General features: G+C 58.9%; 21 protein-coding genes and 3 pseudogenes. 12 read left to right on the forward strand and 12 right to left on the reverse strand.

Annotated elements, in window-relative coordinates:
• The first annotated feature begins 62 nt into the window (after window positions 1–62).
• Window positions 63–2,417: a MobF family relaxase gene (gene mobF / locus C7G42_RS07145; RefSeq protein ID WP_106948267.1), complete on the forward strand. Its 2,355-nt coding sequence runs from the start codon at window positions 63–65 to the stop codon at window positions 2,415–2,417.
• 185 nt (window positions 2,418–2,602) lie between these two features.
• Here mobF and C7G42_RS35680 read toward each other — a convergent pair.
• A pseudogene (locus tag C7G42_RS35680) lies at window positions 2,603–2,851 on the reverse strand (hypothetical protein).
• Window positions 2,844–3,074 (reverse strand): hypothetical protein, encoded by a 231-nt coding sequence (locus C7G42_RS07155; protein ID WP_106948268.1) that lies wholly within the window; start codon window positions 3,072–3,074, stop codon window positions 2,844–2,846. The pseudogene C7G42_RS35680 and the gene C7G42_RS07155 overlap by 8 nt, the downstream one beginning before the upstream one ends.
• A gap of 156 nt (window positions 3,075–3,230) precedes the next feature.
• Between C7G42_RS07155 and C7G42_RS36095 the strand changes: the two genes are divergently transcribed.
• Together C7G42_RS36095 and C7G42_RS07160 are read left to right on the forward strand one after the other, a co-directional pair.
• Window positions 3,231–3,362, forward strand: coding sequence for a hypothetical protein (locus C7G42_RS36095; RefSeq protein WP_283809841.1), 132 nt, complete (start codon window positions 3,231–3,233; stop codon window positions 3,360–3,362).
• A 208-nt stretch (window positions 3,363–3,570) separates the two neighbouring features.
• Window positions 3,571–3,774, forward strand: a pseudogene (locus C7G42_RS07160) (Ku protein); the annotation flags it as partial.
• Window positions 3,775–3,797: 23 nt separating this feature from the next.
• Here C7G42_RS07160 and C7G42_RS07165 read toward each other — a convergent pair.
• Window positions 3,798–5,069, reverse strand: a complete 1,272-nt coding sequence (locus C7G42_RS07165; protein ID WP_106948269.1) for a DUF2254 domain-containing protein — start codon at window positions 5,067–5,069, stop codon at window positions 3,798–3,800.
• An 824-nt stretch (window positions 5,070–5,893) separates the two neighbouring features.
• Window positions 5,894–6,016 carry a hypothetical protein gene (locus C7G42_RS36100; RefSeq protein WP_283809842.1) on the reverse strand — a complete coding sequence of 41 codons (123 nt, stop codon included), beginning with the start codon at window positions 6,014–6,016 and terminating at the stop codon, window positions 5,894–5,896.
• A gap of 516 nt (window positions 6,017–6,532) precedes the next feature.
• On the opposite strand from C7G42_RS36100, the gene C7G42_RS07180 reads away from it, so the two are divergent.
• Entirely contained in the window at window positions 6,533–7,291 is a 759-nt protein-coding gene (locus tag C7G42_RS07180) for an outer membrane protein (RefSeq protein WP_106948272.1), read from the forward strand.
• Between the two features lie 762 nt (window positions 7,292–8,053).
• Here the strand turns inward: C7G42_RS07180 and C7G42_RS07185 are convergent.
• The 3 genes and pseudogenes from C7G42_RS07185 to C7G42_RS34975 form a co-directional block, all read right to left on the reverse strand.
• Window positions 8,054–8,398, reverse strand: a complete 345-nt coding sequence (locus tag C7G42_RS07185; RefSeq protein WP_147250229.1) for a hypothetical protein — start codon at window positions 8,396–8,398, stop codon at window positions 8,054–8,056.
• Between the two features lie 1,336 nt (window positions 8,399–9,734).
• Window positions 9,735–10,090, reverse strand: a pseudogene (locus C7G42_RS07195) (3'-5' exonuclease); the annotation flags it as partial.
• 383 nt (window positions 10,091–10,473) lie between these two features.
• Complete coding sequence (locus C7G42_RS34975; protein ID WP_158537570.1) at window positions 10,474–10,641, reverse strand: hypothetical protein; 168 nt, start codon at window positions 10,639–10,641, stop codon at window positions 10,474–10,476.
• A gap of 380 nt (window positions 10,642–11,021) precedes the next feature.
• Here C7G42_RS34975 and C7G42_RS07205 point away from each other — a divergent pair, with 380 nt between their 5' ends.
• The gene (locus C7G42_RS07205) at window positions 11,022–11,774 is read left to right on the forward strand and encodes a carbonic anhydrase (protein ID WP_106948275.1); all 753 of its coding nucleotides are present in this window, start codon (window positions 11,022–11,024) and stop codon (window positions 11,772–11,774) included.
• Window positions 11,775–12,253: 479 nt separating this feature from the next.
• Here the strand turns inward: C7G42_RS07205 and C7G42_RS07210 are convergent, their stop codons facing one another.
• On the reverse strand, window positions 12,254–13,342 hold the full coding sequence (locus C7G42_RS07210; RefSeq protein ID WP_245427554.1) for an AI-2E family transporter: 1,089 nt from the start codon (window positions 13,340–13,342) through the stop codon (window positions 12,254–12,256).
• Between the two features lie 104 nt (window positions 13,343–13,446).
• Window positions 13,447–14,292 (reverse strand): HD domain-containing protein, encoded by an 846-nt coding sequence (locus C7G42_RS07215; RefSeq protein ID WP_106948276.1) that lies wholly within the window; start codon window positions 14,290–14,292, stop codon window positions 13,447–13,449.
• A gap of 1,305 nt (window positions 14,293–15,597) precedes the next feature.
• On the opposite strand from C7G42_RS07215, the gene C7G42_RS07225 reads away from it, so the two are divergent.
• On the forward strand, window positions 15,598–16,647 hold the full coding sequence (locus C7G42_RS07225; RefSeq protein WP_106948277.1) for a SphA family protein: 1,050 nt from the start codon (window positions 15,598–15,600) through the stop codon (window positions 16,645–16,647).
• 186 nt (window positions 16,648–16,833) lie between these two features.
• Here the strand turns inward: C7G42_RS07225 and C7G42_RS07230 are convergent, their stop codons facing one another.
• A complete protein-coding gene (locus C7G42_RS07230) occupies window positions 16,834–18,306 on the reverse strand; it encodes a sensor histidine kinase (protein WP_245427556.1) in 1,473 nt (490 codons plus the stop codon).
• A 1,382-nt stretch (window positions 18,307–19,688) separates the two neighbouring features.
• On the opposite strand from C7G42_RS07230, the gene C7G42_RS07235 reads away from it, so the two are divergent.
• The 4 genes from C7G42_RS07235 (at window position 19,689) to C7G42_RS07250 (ending at window position 21,813) form a co-directional block, all read left to right on the forward strand.
• Window positions 19,689–20,123, forward strand: a complete 435-nt coding sequence (locus C7G42_RS07235) for a hypothetical protein (RefSeq protein ID WP_106948891.1) — start codon at window positions 19,689–19,691, stop codon at window positions 20,121–20,123.
• Between the two features lie 453 nt (window positions 20,124–20,576).
• Window positions 20,577–20,846 carry a hypothetical protein gene (locus C7G42_RS07240; RefSeq protein ID WP_106948892.1) on the forward strand — a complete coding sequence of 90 codons (270 nt, stop codon included), beginning with the start codon at window positions 20,577–20,579 and terminating at the stop codon, window positions 20,844–20,846.
• 250 nt (window positions 20,847–21,096) lie between these two features.
• Window positions 21,097–21,288 (forward strand): phasin family protein, encoded by a 192-nt coding sequence (locus C7G42_RS07245; protein WP_158537571.1) that lies wholly within the window; start codon window positions 21,097–21,099, stop codon window positions 21,286–21,288.
• 66 nt (window positions 21,289–21,354) lie between these two features.
• Window positions 21,355–21,813, forward strand: coding sequence for a potassium channel family protein (locus tag C7G42_RS07250; protein WP_106948278.1), 459 nt, complete (start codon window positions 21,355–21,357; stop codon window positions 21,811–21,813).
• Here C7G42_RS07250 and C7G42_RS07255 read toward each other — a convergent pair.
• Window positions 21,791–22,474, reverse strand: coding sequence for a helix-turn-helix domain-containing protein (locus C7G42_RS07255; RefSeq protein WP_106948279.1), 684 nt, complete (start codon window positions 22,472–22,474; stop codon window positions 21,791–21,793). The two genes, C7G42_RS07250 and C7G42_RS07255, sit on opposite strands and share 23 nt — an antisense overlap.
• A gap of 353 nt (window positions 22,475–22,827) precedes the next feature.
• On the opposite strand from C7G42_RS07255, the gene C7G42_RS07260 reads away from it, so the two are divergent.
• Both C7G42_RS07260 and C7G42_RS07265 read left to right on the forward strand, forming a co-directional pair.
• Complete coding sequence (locus tag C7G42_RS07260; protein ID WP_106948280.1) at window positions 22,828–23,451, forward strand: response regulator transcription factor; 624 nt, start codon at window positions 22,828–22,830, stop codon at window positions 23,449–23,451.
• Between the two features lie 190 nt (window positions 23,452–23,641).
• A complete protein-coding gene (locus tag C7G42_RS07265) occupies window positions 23,642–24,016 on the forward strand; it encodes a response regulator transcription factor (protein ID WP_106948281.1) in 375 nt (124 codons plus the stop codon).
• Window positions 24,017–24,449: 433 nt separating this feature from the next.
• Here the strand turns inward: C7G42_RS07265 and C7G42_RS07280 are convergent, their stop codons facing one another.
• Complete coding sequence (locus C7G42_RS07280) at window positions 24,450–26,138, reverse strand: aspartate:alanine exchanger family transporter (protein ID WP_106948282.1); 1,689 nt, start codon at window positions 26,136–26,138, stop codon at window positions 24,450–24,452.
• Window positions 26,139–26,813 lie beyond the last annotated feature (675 nt).

Below are 26,813 nucleotides of genomic sequence, written 5' to 3' on the forward strand. Positions count from 1 at the left end.
TGCGCTCCTATTCGGGTGCGACTTGGGGTGCTTCCGCATCGTGAGGCGCAACGGCGGGCGTCTTGGCTGACCCAGCGATCCATACCCACGCCATTTTGATGAACACGGCTCGCTGCGGTGCAAAATATCGCACACTTGAGCCCGAAAAGTTGTTCGAGTACCAGCTCGTCATCGGAGCTGCGTTTAGGGCCTCGTTGGCTCACCGTTTAGCGGCTGTCGGATTTTCGCTGCGCGAAGCTGGACGCAATCAGTTCGAGATTGCCGGCATTCCACAAAGCACGATTGAGACGTTTTCCAAGCGATCGCGCCAAATAGAGGAGCTTGTCGGACGTGACGCGACTGGCGCGCAAAAGGAAATGGCAGCGCTCGCAACGCGCGGGTCAAAAGATGAAGTCCCGGTGGGTGAGATCCTCGAAGCTCGCTGGAAAGAGGAGCTCGCACAAACTGGTGCTGATCCATGGAAGGCGGCACGGGACTACGTGCCCGCTCGGGAGATCTCGGCGGCCGTCGAACGCGACCTTGACCCACCGGAAATTGAGGGCGCAGGTCCGGTTGCGATTGCCGCGTCAAAGCTCTTCCGGCATCAGAGTGTGATAAGCCGTAAGGAGTTGGTGCATGGTGCCCTTATCGAGGCAGGTATCCGCGCGCGCGGTATAGACCAAGTGTGGGAAGAGCTGCGATCGTACGAGGAATGTGGGATTCTTCGTAAGCTAACGGACGAAAAGAGAGCAGAGTACTGGACCACGCCAGCCATCGCTGTCGCCGAAGCAAGCCTGCTACGATCCGCGGACCGCCTTGATGAGCAGGACTGGTTTCGACGCGACTCAGTTGAAGCAGCGCTCGCCGACGCGCCCTATTTGGCTCAAGAACAAGCCGATGCCGTCAGGTTTGCAGCCAATCGCGATGGGGTAGTCATATGCGAGGCGCCTGCCGGCACCGGCAAAACCGTGATGACGCAAGCACTGGTCGAAGCCGGCCGGCGCTCTGGTCTCAAAATTCTGGGCTTAGCGCCCACCTGGGTAGCCGCCGACGAACTTTCAAAATCTTGCGGTATTGAGGCATGCGCAGTCGCCAAATGGCGATACGACCATGAGCGCGAAATCGGATCCAAGATCGACGCCCATACACTGATTGTTGTCGACGAGACCGGCTTGGCCGGCGTGCGGGATCTCGAAAAGATATTAAGCATAGCGCATCAATCACACGCTAAGGTTGTATGCCTCGGTGATCGCCGTCAGCTCCAGGCCGTGCCTGGAGGCAGCGCGCTAAAAGCGATTGCCGATGTGATTGCGCGGGGTGCGGTTCTATCGCAGGTGCGTCGACAAACGGTGGAGTGGCAGCGCGCGGCCTCGATGGTGATGGCGAGAGGCGATTCCTTTGCTGGCCTGCGCGCCTACGCGGAACATCGAAATCTCGAACTCGTGTCTGGCGAGGCTATGGCGCAAGCTCGCGTCATCGAGATCTGGAGCAAATATCGCCGCGAGCATGGTGATGATGTTCTAATCGTCACACGCCGGAATTCTGATGCCGCAGCTCTCAATGGAGCGGCGCGTGCCACCCTGCGTACGGAAGGGCGCCTAGTAGGCGAGGATTTATCTCTTCCAGCGATTGGCCGTGACAAGAAAATTGGGACGATTGAGCTTGCTCAAGGTGATCGCATCCGCTTCAGTGAAAACCTGCCCGAATTCCGCATTCGCAACGGCACTCGTGGTACAATCGAGCGCATGACGCGAAATGACGCTGATGTGCAAGTCGCCGTTCGGCTTGACGGCGGTCGCGTGATTAGAACTGAGTGGGGATCTCTAGCTCGCGCGCGTGCTGAAGGTCCACCCCGGCCACCACGTATTTCGCTGGCGTATGCGGGTACGGCATATTCGGTGCAGGGCCGAACGTCGGCTGCCGCCGTGCTGTACGTGGCGAAGCCGACGGATGCACGGGAAGTTTATGTCGGGCTTACGCGACACAAGGTCGACGCTTACGTTGTCGCCGAGCGAAATCGACTTCAGGCTGCTGTAGCGAAGCACCAACTCGACCCTCGGAAGGCTCCAGGGGAGGCTGCAATTTTTGAGCGGCTTTTCCACGAAGCGAAATCTTACGCAGAAAAAGTGAACGTTGTGGATTTCGTCGACGATCGAATTGAATACGTCCGGACGGGCCAGCTTCGAATGCGACGCGAAACAGGATCACCGGACGTCGGTCGAGTTGCACGGGCTGCACGGCGGATGTTGGAGGCCTCGCGCGAAATGTTAGCTGACACCTCCCTCGCTGTCCCCGTTTGGCGGCTGATCGGCAGCGCATGCCAAATCAGACAAGATATTGCGCAACGCGTGCGCCAGACCATTCAAGCGATTAACAGCCGCATAAATCTTAGAGACAAAGAGCGCAGGCCGGCTCGCGAATGGGACCGGGGACTTTGATGAGGACCTCGAGCAATGAAGATGGCCCGCCTGTTCTTATCTTTTTGCGACGTACGACCGGAGGCGCTCGCGGGGGGCGTTCGCATTCCCTGCCTCTACACCAGGTGACATTGACGGTGAGGTCGCCGCCTAGTTAAGCGTGATTGCGCCGGCAGAACGGAAGTTGCTTTGCAACCAGTGGAATTTCATAGGGTGCTGAGATCGTCCGGCACGTCGCCCGAATTTCCTGATCAGCTTGGCGTCGCTGAAGTCGCCGCTTGATGGATCGCCGGTCCGGGAGAATGCCACGGCGCCGGCGTGCCCAGACTTGCGGGAGAGCGCCTCGGCCCGCATGACCGCGGCATTGGCGCTCAGGCACTCAGCGGCCTCGCCGGCGGCCGCCCCTCGTCGGAGAAAACGAACGGCAGAGCGACGTAGTAGGTCACTTCAGACATCTGCTTCATCCTTGCGTTCGCGCCCCCCTGGGAGCCGCCCGCAGGCGTAGCCGGTCGACACCTTCCTCCCGAACTCGACCAGCTGGGTCTCGAGAAAGTCGTTGGCCACGATCAGAGCCTTGACGGTTTCCCGGGCGTCGCCGCCGCATGCAGCAATGGCCTGGTCGGCGGCGGCGTCGAGGTCGGTTGGGGCCGCCCCGGCCTGCTCGAAGGTCGCGCTCATAGGCGTATGTTCCCTTTTCGTTCTGGTAGAGTCAAGTGAGCCTCCCCAAATTTCGGCGCTGGCCCGTTTCCGACCGCAGTGGCCTGATTTGAAAAGGGAACTCAGATCGTTGAGGTGAACCAATCCTTACCGACTACGTGGGATTGGATTGAGAGGATGAACAAGGAAGCTCCACCCCCTGAGAAGAAACCCGCCGACGAGCAGCGCACCGACGAGGCGCGGCAAGCCGTGCAAGAGCACATGGACGACCAGAAGGCGATCATCAAGAAGCTCCGTAAGGAGCACTAGGCTGTGTGGACTCTTGGGATTCTCAAATCAGACGGAACGTGATTCAAGGCTTTCTTTTAGGAGGCAGCCTTGGGTGTCATGGATCGGCTCGTCCTGAGCGACACGCAATGGGACCGTATCTCCGGCTTGATCATCGGTCGGATGGCGGTCGCGCATGTCGGAACCGGTCGCGCCCGTTCGTCTAGTCCGAGCCGATCGAACCGGAGTTCTGCGTACATGGCCCCGCGCCAACTGGAAAGGCTTCCTGCGTCTGTCCCTGGTCACCTGCCCGGTGGCGCTCTATCCGGCCACCTCGGAGAGCGAGAAGATCAGCTTCAACCAGCTCAACCGCCAGACCGGCCACCGCATCAAGTATCTCAAGGTCGACGCCGACACCGGCGGCGAGGTGCCGAACGAGGACATCGTCAAGGGTTAGCCAAGGCTGAGATCACTAAATCAAGACGAAGTTCGGTGTTGGCGAGATAAACCGAGGCCCTGCAGATCCTCCTGCTTAGCCGTTTCCTCATCGTCCGCTCTCAGAATTGAGCGATCCACAGTCAAGTCGAGTTGCTTGAGATATCGGTTGACCGCGGCGATCCGCGCGCTGTCCCTCATCGAATCGGCCAACCCGACGAGCGCTGACCTCAGGCGGCGCACAACTTGCACCGAGTCGGCACCGTAGTGGCGAACCTCATCGAATGCCAAAACGAGATAGTCCTCCCATCTTGGCATCGGGAAAATGAGACGTAAATTGCCATCCACATCTGAGACATAGCCGGCGTCCAAATCGCGCCCTCCCAGCCGACGCAACAAATCCTCGATCTGGTCGATAGCTTGGACCGCCGTAGTAGGATCGTTGATCGCCGGCGACAGCGCCTTGATGGCGATGTCAACCAGCAGCCGAATTGGATATTTTGGATCCTGCTCCGACGTCCGCTCAAACCCGAAGTGGACCGCTCGCACCAGGTCGGTTTCAAGCAACACAGCTTTAGTCCCATGAACCTGCAACAGCAGTGTATTTTCGACAAGAGTGTCGCCGACCCCGCAGGCCATCACTATGACGGCTCCTGCCTGCTGTGCCTGGCGAACCAAGTCGTCGATATCAAAACTTTTAATCACGCGTGGCGCGGCGAAATATCTCAACGTTTGGACAACCGGACCCAATTCGGAAATGATGCGCATCCGTTGCCGGTACTTTGATTCAATTTCCGCCTTCTCGTCGACACGCTGAAACGTCTGGCCTATGACCTCGCGGCCCTTGTCGCCGATGACGTGAAGCACGTAAGTGACCTGAAGGTCTATCAAACCCTTCATCATGGCGGCAAAGAGCAGTGTGCTAAGCAAAAGCAATCCAGCCACTGCAACTCCGGAGATCATCGGGACGATCCCAGACCCATTGCGATCGACATAGAGAAGAACGGAAAGAGAATACGTGGAAGTAGCGATGAATACCCCCAGCGAATGAAACAGCCTCGGGTCGCGAGCCAAAAGGAGAACGAGCCTTGGTGAGTATGCAATGGCGCTGAACTGCACCATGACCAAGCCGAGGGTAAACACGATGCCAGTGAGTGCGATCATGCCCGAAGCGACCGCCCCAAGGAATGCCTGAGCTGAGGCGACGGAAATGCCGGAATTGTAGGGCAAGTATGCCTGCTCGAGTCGCGGCAGCGTAATTCCACCGAGGAAGCTTGCAGCAGCGTATATCATCGGAATCAGCCAGAGAGACATCTGGACTTCCCCCTTGGGTTTTCCTGAGTGAGCAGCGTGGCCACATCGCTTCTGACCAGGAACGTAATTGAGGCCCCGTCGCCGCCAAGAAAAAGAAACGAATTTTTGTCAGGAGCTTGATTCAAATCAAGCGGGATCAATCTCATGCAAATGACCGCAAGTCGAGTTGCTGCCCACAAGTGGCCCGATCAGAGTGGGCACGTTTTCCAGAAAGCCGGCGATGCGCGCATAATGACCGGTGCGAGGCTCTGAAAACATGAGTTCGGCCGCTGACCACCACCGTCCGCCCGCATCCGCCCGAACTGATCCGCAGGAAGCTAAGGCGGACCGCTACGACTGAAGCTTTGATCCATCTCAAGAGTCGAACTCTCGGTAGGCCAAGGATGTCACTCGAAAAAGCCGAATCAGCTCCATTGACAAGACAAGTCGGGGCGATTGGCCAACCCAGGGAGAAGCAAGATGGTTAGGACGATTTCCGTTGCTGTCTTCGCCTTGTCGATTGTAACACCGGCGCTGGGAATGGCTCCCGCACCGATGGTCTATCAACCGGACGCCATGGTCACACAGATCGCTGCCGCCTGCGGCGCGGGTAGGACACGCATTAACGGGGTCTGCGTCGCGAGAACGACGGTACGCCAGACCCGTCGAGCCGTCCGCAGGTGTGCGACCGGGATGACCTGTTAGATGTTCAAAGGACTGGAATTAAGGGTTTGGTGCTGATCGGCGCTGATCGAGTTATCAACGGCGGCACGTCACGGAACGGCCCTTGCGATGCTGAGGGATAGGTCACGGCTGCGGCGTCTGAACGCGCTGCCTTGCACCTGTCAGAATTTCGGGTTGGGCCCCTCATATCTGCCGAAGGACGACATCGCCGCCGACGACCAGGTGATCGTGCGGCGGCGGTCGGCGTGGACGGTGCGCAGACCTTCGCTGTTGTCTGGCAGCATCGTGCGCGATCTTGATTCAGATCAACCTGCTATGAGACGGCCGCACCACAACACAGCAGGGGATCGACGGGCTGGGCCAATTCGCTGGCAGGTGCGCGATGACGCCGACTTGGTACGTCACCTTCGAAGTCCGTAAACGCGGCACGTTACCGAAGCAGCGGAGTCCGCGGGAAACAAGGACTTTCGCGACGGAAGCAGAGGCCAAGGTGTTCGTTCGTACAAAGCTCGACGAAGGCCTCGCTGTATTTGCAGGCACGATCAATCCGAGTGTCCCTAGGCAGCTTATTCCGTCGGCTCGCATCCAAGCCTGGCTTGACGGCGAACTATCAGACACTGAACGACATACCGGTCCCGACACTGAATAAGCACGTCTCCGTGCACATACGCGGCTCTTGAGTGTTGCCATTATGTTACGGGCTTAGGGTCTCGTCCAACGTAACTTGTGGATGTTCGCCGTGCTTATGCACGCCGGCCTGCATTCGCATTTCTAAACAAAAAGAGCGAAGGGACGTGACGATGAAAAGGCTTTCGATGGCTGCGATCAGCTTCGCGGCGCTCAACATGGCGGCTCCGGCCATGGCCGCCGATATGGCTGTCAAGGCAGCACCGCCTCCGGCCCCGGTGGTGGCGATCTACAACTGGAGCGGATTCTACATTGGCGCCAATGGAGGGTGGGGGCAGAGCCATGGTTGCGTGGATTTCCTGACGCCGGCAGGGACAGTTGCAGGTGGTTGCGCTGATCGCTCCGGAGGCCTTGCTGGCGGACAGCTCGGCTACCGCTGGCAAACCAATCAGTTTGTCCTCGGATTGGAGGCGCAGGGCGACTGGGCCGAGATCAAGAACACCCGCGTCAGCTTGATCGATCCTTCGATCTCAACCACAGGCAAGATCGATGGCATTGGGCTGTTCACGGCTCAGCTCGGTTGGGCATGGAACGCCTCGCTGTTCTACGTGAAGGGTGGCGCTGCGGTAACGCGCAATCGCTTTGACATATTCAACAATGCCACCGGTGTTGGGCTCGCGTCGGCAGGTCACACGCGCTGGGGCGGCGCCTTAGGCGTCGGCTGGGAATATGGATTCACTCCCAACTGGTCGTTCGGTCTCGAGTACGACCATCTCTGGATGGGGCGTGACAACACGTCCTTCGCAGGCGTGGTCACGCCCGGGGGAATCACCCTTCTCGGCAACGGGGTCAGCCAGGATGTGGACATGGTCACACTTCGGCTAAACTATCGTTTCGGTGGCTATGGTGCGCCGGTCACCGCTCGCTACTGAACTGTGCCTGCGTCCATAACGGAGGCCCCGCGACAGGGGCCGCCGCCTTAACGCGATGGCGAAGGGCTTCCCCGTCGCGGCACGCGCAGTTGTCTGCGATGGCAGGGAGGGTCTGTGCGGCGAACGAATAGGCGCCACGACGTCGGCGTTCGGATCGTGTGCAGACGCGGATCACCAGGATCTGACGCCAAGCCAAGTGAACTGCCCTTGTCGCGCCGCTAGAAGCATCCGCGGCTTGACGTGTCGTCTTGGCCGGACCGCCGTTTGATATCTTGGGTTGTCGCTTGCGGTCGATGGATTTCAGGCGGTCGTGTATCCGGACGTGGCAGCATTGCGAGCGCATTTGCAACTGTCGAGTTATCCACCCGGCTAACAGGCAGTTCGATGACGTCAGACGACGTCGCGACATCGGGGATATTGACCGCGGGTGCGGCGGCAACGATTGTCGGCGACCGAGTATCGAAGCCAATTTGCTCCGGCCATTTGTGATCGGAGTGAATGCGTATCGTTGCTCGATCGGTCGGCGCCTGTTGGGGGATTGGCGCCCTCGGAACATAATAGTCCGCCCGAAAGAGCAGTAAAAGCAACGCCGCTCCGACCTTCGAGAGATATGCGAACAGCGGCAGCATGCATGAGACAACGTCGTAGAACTGGACCCGGGGTATTGTTTCGGGGGTTCGGGTGCGACCGGCATGCAAGATGGCCACGAGCTGCTTGATGCTTGATGTAGATCAAGGGCGTTCGATCGCTCGCGAACGCGCTCTAACTGCAGCCGGTAATGCGCGCAACTGCCTTCATGTACTTGAGATGAAGTGCGGCGCCATCTCCGTCTGACGGCGAGTTGCGAGCGGTCAGGCGATCTGAATTCAAACAAGTCTCAAGATCGAACCTGATATGCGAGCACCATCCCAGGGCGCTCTTCTCTGCCTCTTCCTTGGAGGGGCCGAACCCCACAAAGGTCTGAACGTGCCCCGCCTCGCCGTCGGCCGTCGATACGAGAGTGATTTCCGAGATGTAGAAGGACGAACACTGGCCGGCCTTGGGCTCGGCGCGAGCTCCATTTGTCCCAAGGACGAGAATGATCGTCATTAGCACGACGCGTTTCATTCTCTCCTCCTCAGTCGCGCCTCTTGGCGACGCCCGGATCAACTCGGCCACGCCAGAGATGCGAACGATTTACCACCTCGCGCATCAACGCTGGCAGGACCATCAATTCCGCAAACCTCGGCCCCGGCATGTCCGGGGCCGTTGGCCGGTTGCTTGACGAGACCGAGTGTCTGATTGGCCCGTAATGTGCAACTGCCATTAACTCTTACTGACAGTAGTACATCTGGCCGTCGTCGAGTTTGATCATGCCTCCCGGGTGGCATTTGAGGTTGTTGCGTGTCGAATAGTCGTCCCATCCGGCGTAACCGTAATAAGGACTATGTCCATAGTAGGCTCTGTGAGGGTAGAGCGGTTGCCCAAAGTAAGGATCAGTCTGGGCCGCGTAAGCGTTGCCCCAATTGTTGTTGCCCGCTCCCCAGTTTGAGGAAGCGGCGACAGCGGTAGCCGTGCCAACCGCGGCGGCACCTGCGACACCTGCGCCATACCCGTATCCGTACATAGCTCGCCGATTATGGCGACGCGCAACACCCGCAACGCTCACGGGCGTCAGGGGACGACCGACTCGCGCCTGAGCGCTCTCGATTGAGATCGAAACCCCGCCTTGGTCAGACCAGCCGGGGGAGAACATTGCCGCACACGCGAAGGCGGAAGCAGCAAGGGCAGCCTTACTTACGTACGTCATCGAACTTCTCCTCTGTATAGCGAAGTGACGCGATACGCTCGTGTCGCATGCTTGTAGCTCCACTGATCCAGATCAAAGCTTGCAAAAAAGAATCCGACATTGGCGGGATGTTGTGTCCGTCGTCTGATCGTGAACCGCTTTGTACCTTCGATGAAGATTCACGCGACCAACTCCGTCCGACCTAGTGGCTGCGCTCATCCAATTCCAGCGTCACAGAGAGTCGCTGGCTAGTGCTGCCCGATATGGCTTGCTGGCCAATGATCGATCATCTTAGTCAACGTCCTTGAATGCGTCGTCAATCGACAAAACTACAAGGTGAAGCGCTGCACATCTCCAGCCTCGGTGTCCCGAAGCACAGGCGGCCTCGCCATGCGTAACGGCGTGGGCCGCTGCTGGGCGAGACCCCATGGATCGGCTGGCGAAGACGCATGACGAAGTGAGGATTGATCCTGCTCCCGCGCTCCCGGCGAGCTGACGGCTCGCGTGCGCCTATCGATCCCGTCGGACATGCTGCGGTCGATCCTGCAAGTGTTGGCCGCCGGACGTTTTCAGCCTCGCGCCCAATCTCGACGAGGACGATGAGGTCGCGGAGCCCGCCGCCCTCCTGACGCTTCCGCTCCTCTGCTCTCGCCTCCGATACGGCTCGAAACGCGAGGCGCTCAGCATCTGCAGTCGGGGCTCGACGTCGCGTAAATAGATCTCCGTCCTGACAAAGCGATCTCGTCGTCGAGGGCGCTCAGAGACGCCGTGTGCCAGGACTTAGGTCGGCCGTCGCTGCCGTCGTTCCAGCGGTAACCGCGCCGCTTCAAGGAATCCTTGAGCTCGAACGGCGACTGCTCGGCCCATACTCGCACCGTTGGCTTGCGGGCGTTCTCCAGCAGGGCGGCGAGCGCCGGCGCTCCGGTCGTCGGCAGCGTGAAGTCCAAGATCTCCTGCAGCGCATGGCAGTCGTCGACGGAGCGGTACGCCTGGTGGAAGTAGCCGACGCCGTTCAGCAAGTAGCCCAGCTTCCGCCGGCCGACCAAAATTCTCGTTTGTAGCGCGGCACGATCTCAAACTGGCCAAGTGGACTTGCGGAGGGTGACAGCTTCAGTTGACTTAAATCAAGAGCCACGCGCAGCGAGAAGCAACTCTCAGAAGTCGACGATCGAGGGCATTAGCGATGGACTCGAGCTTGCAACTTCGACAGTTCAGGATACGGGCCTGTTGGTTTTGCAGAAGCGCGCTCTATCTGTTGTTGATCGTTGTGCAGCCGATCGCATGTTTCGCTCTGGATATACAACGGCTGAAGACCTGCTCAGGGACGGTTTTGCGGTTGCGAGGCGATATCAAAGAGGGGGACTTCGCACGGCTGAAGTCGCATTTCAGAAAAGATGCGATCATTGGTTTTGATCTAAGTTCCGAAGGAGGCGATTTCGAAGAGGGTCTTCGGATCGCGAGCCTCACACGCCGCAAATGACTCGTTGTCTATGTTGTCGGCGAATGTAGTTCTGCTTGCGCAGATGTGTTTTTTGCCGCCGCAAAACGTTTTCTCGGGGAAGATTCGAAGATCGGCGTTCATTCCATTTCCAACGATCGAGATATCGAAGATACAGGATCGAAGCTTCTCACAATGAAACACGCGAGGTTCTGGGCAGAGCACGGTATCCCCAACTCCGCTATCGGCAAGATGGTTACCACTCGTCCCGGGTCCATTGCTTATCTGGACCGCACGGATCTGTCCGGTCTTCAGGCGTCAGCTGAAAATCCTTTTGCATACGAAACGGAAAGTATTACGTGCGGCAGGCCAGGCGCACAAACAAAGCTGCGCAACTCAACTGAGTCCCGGGAGCGTGAGGGGCAAACTATAAAATAGACGAAGTTTCGCCTTGACAGCCGGTCTTACCCATCGGGATTGTCAATGACTAGCTGGCAGACCTGGTAAACGTCGAGGAGGATTGCATGAACCGTCGGCACGCGTTGAAAGTCCTGACTGGGCTCGTGGTGTGCCCGCTGTGCTTGTCCACCGGCGTTGCCGCTGAAGGAGCACATTGGAGCTACGAAGGCACCAATGGCCCTGAGCATTGGGGCGATGTAGACGCCGCGAGCAATGTCTGCTCCATCGGGGGTCAGCAATCGCCAATCGACATAATAGCATCCATTAAAGCGCAATTGCCCCCGCTTCGAATCGCCTGGGCCAAGGCCGCAGACACGATCGTCAATAACGGTCACACAATCCAATTAAATGTTGCCAACGGCAGCACGCTCAGGTTCGGCGGCCCTTACGGCTTGTTGCAGTTTCACTTCCATCGTCCAAGCGAGCACCTCATCCGCGGTCAGCGGTTCCCAATGGAGGCCCATTTTGTCCATGCTCATGCGTCTGGCGCGCTCGCGGTCGTTGGTGCACTGATGGTGGCTGGAAAGCGCAACCCGGTCTTCAGCAAGATTGTCGCTACAATGCCAAGGCATGAAGGAGAAGCCGTCAAGGCCGACCCTGCTATCAACCCGAACGGGCTCTTGCCCAAACGACTCGCCTACTATCGATATGCTGGCTCCCTGACGACACCACCCTGTTTGGAAACCGTCGACTGGCTACTGCTCACCGAGCCCATAGAGGTCGCCGACGCGGACATTGCCGGTTTCGCAGAACTCTATGCGATGAACGCCCGACCGGCGCAGAGGGTGAACCGTCGCGCTGTACTACGTTCTGGCTGAGCAGGCCATTTTCCGCGCGCGACCAGCGGAAGAATGGTTATCACAGCGCTGCTCGCCGCCGGAGAGAAAGTTTGTGCCGTGCGACGCCAGGCAGACTCTCTCTCACATGGCCCTGCCAGCGCTGATCCTCGGCACAGCTCTTTCGGCAATCACAATGCGGCGCCCGACCTGGACCATGGTGCCGACCCGTGCACGCGAGATACTCAAGTTCCGGCAATCTCAAGAACGCCGATCCAGCGGCTAGGGACGAGCGGTCCCCCCGCACTTGTTCGTAATCCAACGTGGTTGCCCGCTGTTGAGCAGTTTGGCGAGGGGTTGTTTTTTTGCTCGACCGCACAGCTCTTCAAGAATGGCTGGCTCGCCCTGAGGTGCAGAGAAGAATGGCCGCTTTGGACGCTCGCGCTGATCGTTAGTTACAACAGCGACGTGAGCGGGTAGAGAACATTCCACGGAAGGCAGTCATTCTTCCTGGTTATAGGTCAACGCTCGACCGCCAGCTGCGCCGGCGGAGCACGTTCGGTGCGGATCCAGGCGACCGTCAGCTCCCAGGCCACCGACAGAATGATCGGTCCGATGAACAGGCCGATGATGCCATGGACGAGGGTTCCGCCGATCACCCCGATCAGGATGACGAGTGCGGGCGTGGTCAGGCCACGTCCCATGATGAGCGGTTTCAGGATGTTATCGAGCACCGACACGACCACGAGAAATACCGTCAGCAGAAGCGCGATCGAAAAATCCTTGTCGGTCCAGATCCAGACGATGACCGGCAAAATGACGATCGCTCCGCCGATCTGCACGATCGAGAGCAACAGCACCACGAACGCCAGCAATCCCGCGCTAGGGATGCCGGCCAGCTTGAACCCAAGACCGGCCAGCAACGATTGGACGATCGCGACGCCGATCACCCCCTGGGAAACCGCGCGGATGGTGGTGCCGGCGAGGTCGAGAAAGTGCTCGCTCTGTTCAGGGACGATCCGTGACAGAAAGTCGCGGCTCGCGGCGACGAGCAGCGGGCCGTACGGAAACAGAACACCGGCCACGACAACGGACAGCAGGAACTTGACCGTTCCCACACCGGCATTGCCGGCAAACCCAAGCAACGTCGTCGCGAAGGGCTTGAGATACGGCACCACTTCGCGCAGCAGCGAACGAAGATTGGTCGAGGCCTGATCCCAGAGATCGAAAAGCTGAGGCCCAACGAGGGGCCATTTCTTGAGCGACTGAGGCGGCGAAGGAACCAGCACTTCACCCGCTGTCATTTGCCCGGCAAGCTCCCTGATCCCATCGACTGCGCCCATGCCGAGCCAGGTCGCGGGTCCAATCACGATGGCGAGACTGATCAGGGTGAGGATCCCCGCCGCAAGCTTTGGCCGGCCACCGAGGAGCTTGGTGAGGCGCTGAAACAGCGGATTGAGTGCGACGGCGAGCACGACACCCCAGGCCAGGATCGGCACGAATGGACGGATCAGGAGCAGGGTCCAGACGATCAGGACCGCGAGCAACCCTAGCCGGATCACAAGCTGGATGATCTCGTCTCCGGAGATGATCTGGCGAAGTGTTCTCACGGACGCGCCTTCAGGCATGGCCACGCATGTTGCAGACAAGCCTAGTCCCCGCTCTCGCGCGGCGATCTTGATCCAAATCAAGCGAGTGGCGGGGTAAGCAGCTGCTATGGCTGCGGTCCCGACAGGTTCATCTCACGCTCGGCCCGGAATACGTTGCCATAGAGACTTGCGATCCACTGGCGGCCACGCGACGTCACGTTGAGATAGCGTATCGCCGCCTGAATCTGGGGAGCAACATTGCTCCAATAGAACTGCGGATACTTGTAGACGATGTCCGCAGGCGTCGCATAGCCGAGCGTCTTGTTGAGCCCGATCTCCTCGAATTCGTAGAACAGCGCATTCGACTTTCTCAGATAGTTGGGATCGCCGAGCTGGCCGATCAGATCGGCGGCCCGCAGCAACAAGCCCTCCTCCTCGATCAGGCTATCATTGGAAGACATCGTATAGGGGAACCGAGTATATTCGATCGCCCGGGCAACCCGGTCCGCATCCAGCTGCTCGACAGAATCGAGCCGCTTCAGCACGAACAGCTTGGACCGATCGACATGGTATGGCGCGAGGGCCGCATCGGACGATCCTCGCGGTAGACGAACGGTACCGCCGTTCACGTTCGCAATGAACTGCTCGTCCTCATCGCCTTGAACGACCCCGCGCACATATCCGATGTCATGAGCAAGGCACGCCAGAATGAAGTTCGCATAGTCGTTTGCCGTGGTGGGCCGCAGCAGCGCGCGTCCGGTCAGGATATCATGCCCGGCTAGGGTCACGAGCAAAGTATGCTCGATGTTGTGATACAGGGCATCGCTATTGCCGATGCACTCCATGGTGAGCTTGGCTGCGAACGGAAGCAGTTCGGTCAGACCGGCATGCGAGGCCCCGAACCGGTCCTTGGTTTCTGTAGTCAGAAACGCGCCCAGACCTTGCGACACCAGTTCGGGAACTGTGATCATCAGGCTGCTCCGCTCCGGAAGTGTGGACAATATGCAGACCAAGGCCATGACTCCCCGCGAGCGCGTCCGCATGAGTCAAGGTGCGCTGGCCGAACAATACGCTTAGATGCCGCTTTCGCGCGGCGCCCTTGACACAGATCAAGCGACCGCCGCCAGCCAGCGCCCCATGAGCCAGATGGGGCAATTGCACTTCCAGTCTACCGAGACACGAGCCCACATTTCGGACATCGCCAAATACAGCGCACGAGAGCACTTGCGCGACGGTGTGGATGATAACCGCATTGCCGGCAGGACGCTCCCGTGGCCGCTGCTCCGTCGGCAGCTACGCTTAGCAGCTCCATAGTAACCGCGCCACGATACGCGCGCTAATGCACTCGCCTACGAACCCCCGCAACGCTGCCAGGCGTGAGCGTGCGACCGACACGAGCGTCAGCTTTGTCGAAGGAGATAACGATAGTCCCGGCTGGTGACCAATGAAACGGCACGGGCGCCAAGCACACAATCGCTGCACCGAGGGTCGCCCCGAGCACCGTTGAATTTTTCATGTATTTGCTCTTAATCAGTCGGGGCGTGCTTAGGGACGCGCGGCTACTTTTCTCCTCGGCAGCACCGTCATACCGCCCTTCGCGCCGCGCTCTGCGCCCCGTCCGGCGCTCCTGACGCTGTTCTGTGCGTCCTGTACGTCGTTCCTGACGTCGCTCCGCCCGACTGCGGTGTCTCAGCGGAAGGTGCTGCAAGCGTGGTCGGTGCGGTTGAGGTCTGGGCGCCAGCATCTGACACAAACAGAATTGCAGCGAGGCCATGAACCCGAAGACGGCTGCGTATTCACAAAGAGCAAGGGCCTCGACGGCTGACCATCGCTTCCGAACGTTCCCCCATATCCCAAACTCCGGTCTCCCGCCCTCTTGCAGGTCGCCCAAATTCTGGAGAGTGGGGGGTGATCTAAGTCAAACCCGACACAGGCAGGCCGCTATCAGCGTTTTCTCACGCCCAGCCCGCGGGCTCCCAAGGCTTGCTGTTGTCCTGTCAACGGACATCGTCAGCGCGACGAGGCATGTCCGAAACGGCCCACCGGACCGGCCCTCGAACGGGCAAAGAAACAGAACATCTCCAGTCAACACTTGATCGAGCCGAGACTGCGACATCGCCGTAATAGAAATATCTCCCGCTGTTACCATTCTGTCACGGATTTCGACGCTGCTTGTGCCCTAGTCTTGAATGCCGCCGTAACTTGAGGCCCCCGCGGTTCGCGGAGCGCTTTGCCGTAGCCGCCACTGTTTGCAAATGCCGCCCAGAGGTTTTGCAATGAGATCAAACAAACCGGGAAGCCGCGTCATCAACTATGCGGCAGCGGTTGCTCTCGTGCTTTGCGCAGATGTTTCGCATGCCGACCAGGGCGGTAGCTCATTCTGGTTTCCCGGTCAGTTTGCGAGCCTCGTGGCCGTACAGCAGACACCGGGCTGGGCGCTCAGTGTCATCGATTACCATTCCGGCGTCGCCGCCGCGGGGGGCGCTGCTGCGGCCAAAGAGATCCTGGCCAGCAAAATCCCCGCGAACGTCAACGTTAATCTAAATCTGAGTCTGAGCGGGCGGGCCGATCTGTTCTCCCTAGCGCCATCGTATACTTTCGCGACGGCGGTGCTTGGCGGCCAGTTGGTCGTGGGCATCTCCGGCCAATATGGAAGAGCCGCCACCAGTATCGCCGGGACCCTGACAGCGATTGCCGGACCGATTGTGGTGATGCGCACCGGAATGCTCGAAGGCTCGCTTACCTCCTACGGCGACCTCGCGCCATTCGCGCAACTGCTATGGAGTCATGGCGTCGACAATTACATGGCTTACGTTACGGGCAATGTTCCCGTCGGCGACTATGATCCGACGCGGATTCCCAATATCGGGCTCGGGCACGGCGCGATCGACGTCGGAGGCGCCTATACCTATTTCGACCCGGCGCTGGGAAACGAAATCTCGGGCGTCGCCGGCCTTACCTACAATTTCAGGAATCCCGACACCCTTTACCGGAGCGGCATCGATTTCCACTTCGACTGGGGCGCATCGCACTATCTCACCAAGCAGCTTTTCGTCGGCATTGTCGGATATGCCTACCAGCAAATCACCGACGATTCCGGCCAGAACCCGATCCTCGGTGGCTTCAGGTCGCGCGTCTTCGGTGTCGGTTCGCAAATCGGGTACAGCTTCCCGGTCGCAGACATGCAGGGCTCCCTTAGCCTGAGGGGATATGGCGAATTCGGTGCAGCCAACCGTCCGTCAGGATGGAACTCCTGGCTGACGTTCACCATTTCCCCGTCCGCGTCTGCCGCCATAGCGCCCACAAAGCATCTGGTTGTGAAATAGCCTTATGCCAACCGGACGTCGGCTACGATCGGTCGATGCCTTAAATGTGTCACCAACACGGGTTTCGACTGTGTGCAATCAGGCTCGGTCTACTCTCTATTTCAGAAATCACGGGCAACGCTCGGAGGGTTGCGAAGGGCCAAAAACCGGAAGTCGGGTTGCGTCGGAAGGGGGGCGCGCCACAGATTACTGAACAAGAGAAAGCCTTATCCGAAACGATGCACCGCCGTGATCACGATGTTCTGCCCATATCAGCCCACGGTGCGCCTCGATAATTGTGCGCGCGATGGACAGCCCCATGCCCATGCCTTCTGGCTTGCTGGTGAAAAACGCCTCGAAGACCTCTTGTAGTTTGTCTTCGGGAATGCCCGGCCCGCGATCTGACACAGAGAGCTCGGCAAAATTCTCGACGCGCGAAGTCTGTATGCTGATGATACGGTCTTTCGTAGGAATATCCTTCATCGCGTCGATTGCATTAACGACCAGGTTAATAATAACTTGCTGGAGTTGGATTTGATCGCAGACGATTGGGAGCGCGATCGGCGCAAGGGAACAGTTCAATTCGACTTTCCGTCCTGCGACTACGGCCGAAAGAAGATCGACTGTTTCTCGCACCACTTCGTTGAGGTCGAAGTTTTTCGGATCGAAAGGCACCTTTTTCAAAAGGCTCCGCATTCGCCGAATGACCTCGCTGGCGCGAAGATCATCATGCAAAATATCCTGCACGATATCCTTGAGCACAGCGACATCGGGCGTCCGGGATTTCAGGATCGCGTCCGCGGTTTCGGCGTTGGTCCGAATAGCGCCGAGCGGCTGGTTCATTTCATGCGCAATTGAGGCGGTCAGTTCGCCAGCCATGGCAAAGCGATTGACGTGGGTAAGCTCTTTCGCACGCTGCGCCGATTGTACTTCGGCAAGTCGACGCCGACGACGTTCAGCTACCAAGGTAGAGATAAGCCCAGACTGCGCCAGAATAACGGCCGTGACGAGCGCTATCTGCCACCAATACCGCTCCCACAACGATGGCTCACGGAAGTAAACGGTGCTGCCAGGTGGCAGACTGCTCTCGGCAATTCCCCACCGCTGCATTTGTAGCCAGTCGAACATGGGCGCTGCCACTTCAACGAATGACGGTTTGATGTCACCCGGCTTTTCGCCGTCAAGGATGCGCAGCGCAACCTCTGCGGCCATCTTGGTTTGTCCTGCGACGACCTGCATCGGACCGCCGACGATGCCCTCTCCGAAAAACGTCTCGTCGTGAAAAAAGATCGGTGCATTGGCCACGCGATAAAGCCGTGAGAACGCGCTGTTGCCCTCATGCGCCACTCCCGCTGCATCAACATTCAATCCGATCCAAAAAATTGCGCTGTGTGGCGGAAGGTCAGCTGCGTCCTTGAGCATATCTTCGAAGGAAAGCTTATCGTACCAGCGAAATTGCACGCGGTCGCTGAACCGTGCGGTGGACTTGGCGACTTCGTTCCGCCACCACGTTTCGCTCTGCGAAGCACCGACAACGATGGCAATAGTTGTCGTGAGGGGTAGTACGCGCAGGATGTTTTCAAAGAATACGGCATCGTTGTTGGACGCCGCCACGACCGTGTCGTATTCGGTCAAATTGCTGAAGTCTACGCGGCGTCGTTCTACCAGAGTGTAGACCATAGGCGTTGTTGCAAAAGGTCTTTACGGTGCGCCTGCACGAAATTAGCGGCAGGAGCGCCGATGGCCATGATCAAGTCGGGTGGCTGGTCAATGTTAAGGGTGCGAAGATACTCGACAAATGGAGCATCCGATTTGTCGCTGTTTCGTCGGGCGTTCAATAGCGAATGGTCTTGAAACTCCACAGACGTTCGTCGGCTTAACTCGGCGCGAAGGGCTTCCGAATAATCGGTCCAGGGCCTGAACCGAAGACCGAATGAATGCAGCATCATTATCCGCTTGGGAACTAAATCGGCCGCCTGGCTTTGACTCAGCGTCGCCAGCAATAATGCGACGCCCAGGGCTGCGGCGAAAGCCCGCGCGCACGACGATCGCCATGGTAAGGCACCCAACCGGACACGCATCCTCGTCCGCAGCTCTGATCCAAGTAGGAGCATCGTACCCGCTCGACTAGACAATTAACAGGGGCCGATCTGGACGGTCCTTCTCCGCTCAGGGTGTGCGCCGTGACAAGGCGGCGCTTTCCAGTGGGCGAAAATCGCTCTCAATCACCAACTACAGGTCGACCTTCGCAGATTGGAATATGAGCCTCAGCGCCAACCCGCGGGCCTAGGGGCACACAATCCTTTCGGATCCAGCTGAAGGCGGCGCTCGCGCATCGAAAATTGAGCAATAGGCGGCAATCGCTGCCCATTACTCACTCGGTGGCTACTGGCAGACGTACATGATGCCGTCGCCGCCCTTGCCAATGAGCTGGGGACGCAACCGTTGCGGGCCTGTACTTGTCCTTCTCATGGGTGCGTTCTCCAAAAATGAACTTCAATAGGATGACTCGAACTCCGCGCGACGGCAGCGGCTTGCTCTAGATCAAAGGAATCGGAAAAAACGAGATGCGCCGAACCCTTCGCATTTCACCAGATAGGGCAAAGCCTGTTCTAGAGCATAGCGCTCTCGCTGCAGGAAGCCGCGACGGATCTCCCTGCCAGAAGTTCGATGTACGCAATCATAACTTTACGCCCCGTGTCTCGGTCGGCCTATTGCCCTCGTGGTCATTGTCTCAAAGGACATGTCATCGGGACTGGCCAAGCCGCGCGATGTTGCGCCAGGCAAGGTTGCCAAAAATTCCTTTCGTTGATCTGGGTCAAACGAAGCCGGGCATAAGCGCCGTGAAGATCAGCAGTTGCACTGTGCATGCCCGCGCGCAGGAAACAGATCGTTTCGCAAGCCTCAGCAAGCGCAAGTGCTTCACAAGGGACGCGCCGCGGCAAAATACGACGGCGGGTTCGAGTTAGGCAGCCACGTCCATGCCGGTTGTATTGCTTCACCCATTTTATCGCCGTCCATTGCTCGCGAGGCGAAAGTCTTCGGCGGCTATGGCGCCGACGATGCCGGTCTTGCAATATCTGCTCTATGTCGGCGGCGCGTTGCTTACGCTGCTCTTTATTGTGGATGCCTGTGTTCCGGATCGATCGGCTGGACACGCCCGTTCGGGTCTGTCGCCCGCCATCCGCATCTATTCCGATCAGAAGGTGCCAGAGCGGGTCGTTCTCGACACCAGCCAGATCACGATCTTCCCAAAGGAGATCGCGAAGGGCGAGTTCGGGACTCCGCTCAGCGCTGAATCTACTCAAACCCAGGCACTTGACGCATTTGCTCAGTTTGAATCGCCTGATGCAGGCCGAATTCTGTCACGTCAATTAGTAAAGTCTGACGCGAAACGACAGCGTCAAAGCAAAATTGCAAGGAGGTACATCGAAAGACGCATCCGGCTCGTGGCGCGGCCACCGCAATATGGCTGGTTCGGCTCCCAAATGTGGTGAGCATGTCCCACCACCGTTTGCGTCGTCTGTTCGGCCAGGCAACGACGTCGATCGCTAAATCCAATCAACGTGAGGAATCGCCTAGTGAAACGTCCTCAGGACCGGGAGTTGCTGACATGAGTGAAACGTCAAAGTTTGAACGACTGGCACGCCGCGAGCTTCTCTCGTTGCTGGGATGGGCCGCTGCTCTTGGAATGGCGACATATGGCGGCCTGTTGCTATTCGCAACTGAAGCATCGGCGCAAACAGTCGGCATGGAACGGCGCCAAGAGAGGCGAGGAGCACGTCACGAGCGGCGCCATGAGCGGCGTGCGGGACGTACCGAACGGCGCGAAGAACGGCGTGAAGGACGGACCGAACGACGCGAAGAGCGGCGCAACTAGGCCTCCGACATGGTCTCTCTGGACATTGTTGGCCGGCACACGTCAGCTTGATCGCAATCTGGAAGCTGACATGCCGCAGACCTGGTACGTCACCTTCGAGGTTCACAAGCGCGGGACCTTGCCGAAACGGCGAAGCCCCCGAGAGACGCGCACGTTCGAGAGCGAGGCGGACGCGAGGACTTTCGCGCGAGAGAAATTCAATGAGGGATTGATCGTCTTCGCGGGCACGCTCAATCCCCTCTTGCCGCGACGACTAATTCCCTCGAGCGACATTCCGTCCTGGATCGAGCAAGGCCAGGGCGACGAGATTCCGGGCCACGAGACAAAGCGCGACCTTTAAAAATCGCCAATGCAATCGCGGCCGCTCTTTGTCGATGACGCAGGCTAATCGGCGCCTGACAGTCCGATCGACCGGCACCCTCGTCCATGGCATCACCGGCCTCTTCGTTCTGTCGGTGGTTGGGAGCTGGCGGTCGGCTGGATCCGCACAGAACGTGTCCCGCCGGTGCACCTTGTCAGCGTTGACCTAAATCAACATTGGGGCGTGCGCAGGCCTTTGAATTGAGTCGATACGACGATGAGATCGAACCATGTCGATTGAAATGCCTGCCTGCCGGTGGGGCATGTCGCCGGTACCTATGGCCATGCGGCGTAACGTCAACGCGCTATTCGATTTCGGCGACAAGCACATCCAGGCCGGGGACATGCAGGACGCGCTCAAGAACCAGTCGAACTTCTTCCAGGCCCAGATGCAGTTGCTCGCCGATCAGACGACGCATTAGCGAGTCCGTGATGAAGGCGGCTCAGAGACAAGACTTGAATCTCAAGACTTGAACCGGTGCGTGGCGATGACCGTTCAATTTCTACTTGGTACCCTAGTCAGCGTGATCAACATCATGATTCATGCGCTCGTGACTGTTGCAGCGATCGACATTGCCCGCACCGCCGGCTTGAAGCATACCTCACGGCCTCGATCACACCTGATGGCCGTCATGGTCACGATCGCTGTCATTTTGATGGCCGCACACACAGTCGAGGTATTGGTCTGGGCGCTGGCTTACGCCATCGTCGGCGCGGCCCCGGAGGGAAGCGAATTGCTGTACTTCACCTTTGTGAATTACACCACGCTCGGCTATGGTGACATCACGCCCGTAGAGAGATGGCGGCTGACGGGACCGATGACCGCCATGAACGGCATTCTGATGTTCGGCTGGTCGACCGCCGTCCTGTTCGAAGTGTTGCGCAAGACGGTCGAACACCTCGCCGCGATCGCGGCGCCCGGCTTTAGTTCTGGAGATCGAGGCTAGTGAGTTGCTGCTTGTCGAGCAGCACGATCTGGCGCTGATTGTTGCCGATGAAGCTGAGGACGCCGAGTTCATGCAGCCGCGACAGTACGCGGGACACGGTCTCCAGGGTCAATCCAAGATAATCTGCGATGTCGCGCCGCGACATCGGCAGCGCCATGATGCCGGCCGCGGTCAGCCGCTTATCCATCTCGAGGAGGAAAGCCGCGACACGCTCCAGCGACGTCTTGCGCCCGAGCAGCAGCATGTGGTCTTCCGCATGCTGAAGATTGCTGTTGGTCATGGTGAGCAGGTTGCGAGCCACCATCGCATCGCCTTCGGCGACTAGCTCGAGGCTTTGCCGCCTGACCAGTCGCACTGTGGTGTCGACGATTGCCTCTGCAGTGAATCTATGTTCGCTGCCGTTTTCTAGCCCAAAGATGTCACCCATCAGGTGAAACGCGCCGATCTGCCGACGGCCGTCGGGCAGCAGCTTGTAGCTTCGCACAGCGCCCAGCTTGACTTGGTAGACGTAGTCCGCCGGTTCTTTCTCGCCGTAGATCTCGGTGCGCCTTCTGTACGTAAATTCGTTTAAACTGATGATCGGATTTAAATCGCTGGTCATCCCGAATTCGCGAAGCGAATTGAGGCGCGGGGACGCATCGGCGGCGTTGCGTATGTACATGGCCAACTCCCGAACTGATGATGACGTGATAGCTCGCCAGGAGAGTTTTCATCATTCGGGAAAGAGGCCGCTGATATCCTCAGGTCCCGCAAAGGTTGTTTACGACGAGGTAGCATTAGCAGCCATTGTCTCTAGGTTCATTGTACCAAGGGACAGGGAGGTGGCGCGGAATGAAATGTCAGTCACGAGGGCTGTCCGAGTAAACTGAGTATGGCGCGAACGGCATATTGCGGCATATGATGCTGCAATATGTGATTTCTGATTTTCGGTGCGGCAGCCAGCGCCCGAGCATTTTGGCAACTATGCGATCGCGTGTCCTAACTGCGGTTTTATGAGCGGCCCAAGAGGGGACATTGCCCGGCCTCGTTTACGTCGTGGACGACGACGAATCGTTTCGAAGGGCTATCGAGCGCCGGCTCAAGCTGGTTGGCTATGAGGTCGTGGCGTACGCATCCGCGCAGGATTTGCTGGATGATTTGCCGGACGCAGAAGAGCCAGGATGCATCCTGCTGGACGTACAGATCCCCGGTCTGAGTGGACCCGAACTGCAAGCCCGCCTCGTTGAACTCGGTTCGGTGCTGCCGATCGTGTTCCTCACCGGTCATGCCGATACCGCGACGACAGTCCGCGCGATCAAGGCCGGGGCGGAAGACTTTCTGACCAAGCCGGTTTCGTCGGAACAATTGATCGATGCGATCCAACGGGCATTGGCTCGCTGGGAGGCCTCACGTGGCCAACAGAGCAAGCTCGAATCGCTACGTGTCCTTCTGACATCGTTGACGCCGCGCGAACGGCAGGTGTTCGACCTGATTGTGCGCGGAAAGATTAACAAGCAGATTGCCTACGAGCTTGGGACAACGGAACGAACGGTGAAGGCGCATCGCCATCAAGTCATGGAGAAGATGAAGGTACCTTCGTTTGCCGAGCTGGTTTCGATTGCCGAGCGGTTGGGTCTACGAGACTCCAAAAAGACGTAAGTACCAGTCGGTAAATACTTCCCTGGTCGCGCGACCTGTACGAAGGGACAATATGAAAGTTTATTGACAGAATCCGATGGAGGCTGCCTACATGGCGGTGTCTGCCAGCCGAGTTTGCAGACGGACTATTTAACGGCCGCACTGCTCGCGATGCCGCTTTGAATTTTCAGGGAACGAGAAAGCCAGCCTGTTGCCCGCACGCAAGTCCATTTTCGTTGTGGAGGACGATTCGTCCATGCGCCGAAGCATAGAGCGCTTGCTTCGAGAACATGGCTTTAATGCGATATGCTTCGATTCCGCAAGCGCGCTGCTACGATATGGCCATCTCCACGAGGGCTGCTGCATTGTGTTGGATATCAACCTGAATGGCGAATCCGGTATCGTCCTACACCGCATGCTGAGGACGGAGGGCATTGCCGTGCCGGTCATCTACATCACCGGCAATGACAGCCAAGCAACCCGGTCGGCAGCGATCGAGTCGGGATGTGTCGCCTACCTGACGAAGCCGTTTGCTGCGAATGCATTCATTGAATCGGTCGAACGAGTCTGCGTCGGCAGCGGCTAGGCTGATCGCACTTGCTACTCTAGCGTGTTTGCCAGCGTACCCTTGTGGACTGAAGCAAATTGCGTCAGCGGCAATGACGTCGTCACGATCAGAACATTGGAAGCGACCGCCCTAGCATCAGTATCTTTCCGGATACCAAGCAGCATCGCGCGAACCACTTCGCGGCGTCGCGGAATTCCACCAGCAGAAAGAAGCCGCGATCGACGGGCTTGAGCGAGACGCCGTGGTTCATGATCGCGAGCGGCAAGGACCGTTGCCGACGGGGCGTACCACTTAGCCGAACATCGGCAGCGGAACCGGCCTCGCCCAGACCTGCTTCTGAATACGGACGTCGTTTTCGGCGCGCGCCGGAGAGAGCAGAGAGGCCAGGAGGAGCAACGCCGCGGCCGTCGACTTGGGAGTTGGTGCATGTCGGAGATTCGTACCCTCCTCCTCAGCCGGCGAACGTACTGGCTACGATAATCGGACCGAGCACGGTCAGGACGACGTTACCGACCGCGTAGGGCACGGCGACTCCGAGTACCGGCGTCTGGCTCTCGGCGACCTCGCAGGCGCCGGTCACGGCGGCGTCGACCGTCATCGCGCCGGCCAGTGCGCCGCAAATAATGACCGGATTCATGTGCAGCATGCGATGGGCAAAAAGGGTCGTCAACATAAGCGGCACTAGGGTGACGACGAGACCCATGCCGACCAGCAGCATGCCATGCGACTGGATCGCGACCCAGGCCGCATGGCCGTTGCCGAGGCCGATCGCCGCGATGAAGCCGCCGAGTCCGAGATCGCTCAGCGTCTGCTGCGCCGCGGGCGGCATTGCGCCCATCGTGGGACGCCGTGAGCGCAGCCAGCCGCAGAATAGCCCTGCAATCAGGGCGCCGCCACCGCCGCCCAGCGTCAACGGCACCGACCCGATTTTGACGCTGGCGAGACCAGCGAGCAGGCCCACAGCAATGCCGGCGGCCAGGAATGCAACGTCGGTGCGATCTTCGGAGCGCAAGATTTGTCCGATCACCTTTGCGGCACGCTCGATGTTGCGAGTGCTGCCGACCAGCGTCATGACGTCGCCAACATAGACACGGGTGTCCGCGCTCAATGGGACTTGCCGTCCCATCCGCGTTAATGTGCGAAGGAAGATGCCGCGCGCATTGTCGCCGACGCGCTCAGCCACGTCCTTGACGGAGCGGCCATGGAGCTTGCGATTATCGACGAGGACATCAATCACGTTGCCCGGAAGCGCCTTCAGGATCTCGTCGGCATCGATCTCGGCGCCAATGATCGGTTTTGCAGCGACGAGGGCAGCGGTTCGTCCCGCGATGACGACGTCGTCGCCTGCTTGAAGAACTGTGTCGGCATGCGGCTCGACATCGGCGCCCTGACGCACGATCCGCTCGACCACGCTACGGCTGCCGATCTCGCCTTCGACGGCGCCGACAGTCCGCCCGGCCGCGACCGACACCCGATAGGCACGCGCCTGGAACTTTCGATAATGCAGATTTTCAGTCTGTGGCGGGCTCCCCCCCGCTAGTTCCGCCTCGAGCTTTGCGGCTTCCGCCTTCAAATCGATCCGCATCAGCTTCGGCGCAACAAACGGCACGTACAGGAGTGTGAGGATATAGCCGAGAACGTAGGTGACCGCGTAACCGGCGGCAATGTTCGCGTTCTGCTGCTCCAGCACGTCTTTGGCGAGCCCGAGCTGGGACAGCGCGCCAGACGCCGTGCCGATGACGGAGGATTGCGTCAGGGCTCCCGCAGCAAGACCAGAAGCGGTGCCGGGACCAAGAGCGAACGCATTCGCGAACAGGAGCACGATAATGAGGCCGGTGCCACCGAGCACCAGCGCGAGTGCAACCTGCGCTAAAGTCCGAATGCTCAGCGAGGCGAAGAACTCGGGTCCGGACCGGTAGCCGATCGTAAAGACGAACAGGCTAAAAAGAATAACCCTGAGCAGAGACGGAAATGTGAAGGTGCCGAGCTGTCCGATCAGCACGGCCACGATGAGCGTGCACGCCGTGGTGCCGATCGAAAAGCCGAAGATCCGGACGCGGCCGAGAATGGTGCCGAGCGCGATCGACAGCAACAGGAAGATTTCCGGAGCGGTGGAGATGATCCACCTGACGGTGTTCATGGCGCATGCCCTCCAGCAATTTACGCAAATCTTGTTCGTGAAACCTGGCGACGTTTGATCCAGATCAATCCTCGCCAATAGCAACGTGCCGCCTTGGGACGCTGGCATGGGAGCTAACGCTTCGGATATGAAGACGATGGATTTCGCCACCGCCTCGTCGACGCGCCGCGACGAAACGGGGTTAGTTGCGCTGTTGCTTGCCCTGGCCAGTGGCTATCTGACGCCTGTACCCGGATCGTCCACGGCGTGATGGCGAACTGGAGCAACTGATCCGGCACCCGAGATGCAGCATCAGCCTCCAAGAGAACCGATAAGGATCGGGAGATAGCCATCTCCAAGGACACCAAGCCGACACAGAAGCGCATCGATCAGCTTTTTTACCGGGCCCCGAGGGCGAGCCGACGACTGGCATGACCTCGTGGGCGCCCCAAACGGCGTGAGTCCGTGGCGGTGATCGCCTGAGATATGAGACTGCCTGGTCGACGTCCCCGTGACAGAAGAATTTCATGGCTGCTCCGGCCTGCAATTGTTGGTGGCCTTGCACGAGGCGGCCAGCTCCAGAGACGCAGCGAGCTCACACAAGGCTGTCGGAACACCCGGGCAAGCCGCGCCAACGAACGGACACTCGTTTGATCTAGGTCAACGTCAGCGAGCTCACGCCCCTCAGCATTGCAG

This window comes from Bradyrhizobium sp. MOS003, assembly GCF_003020125.1.
GTDB lineage: Bacteria > Pseudomonadota > Alphaproteobacteria > Rhizobiales > Xanthobacteraceae > Bradyrhizobium.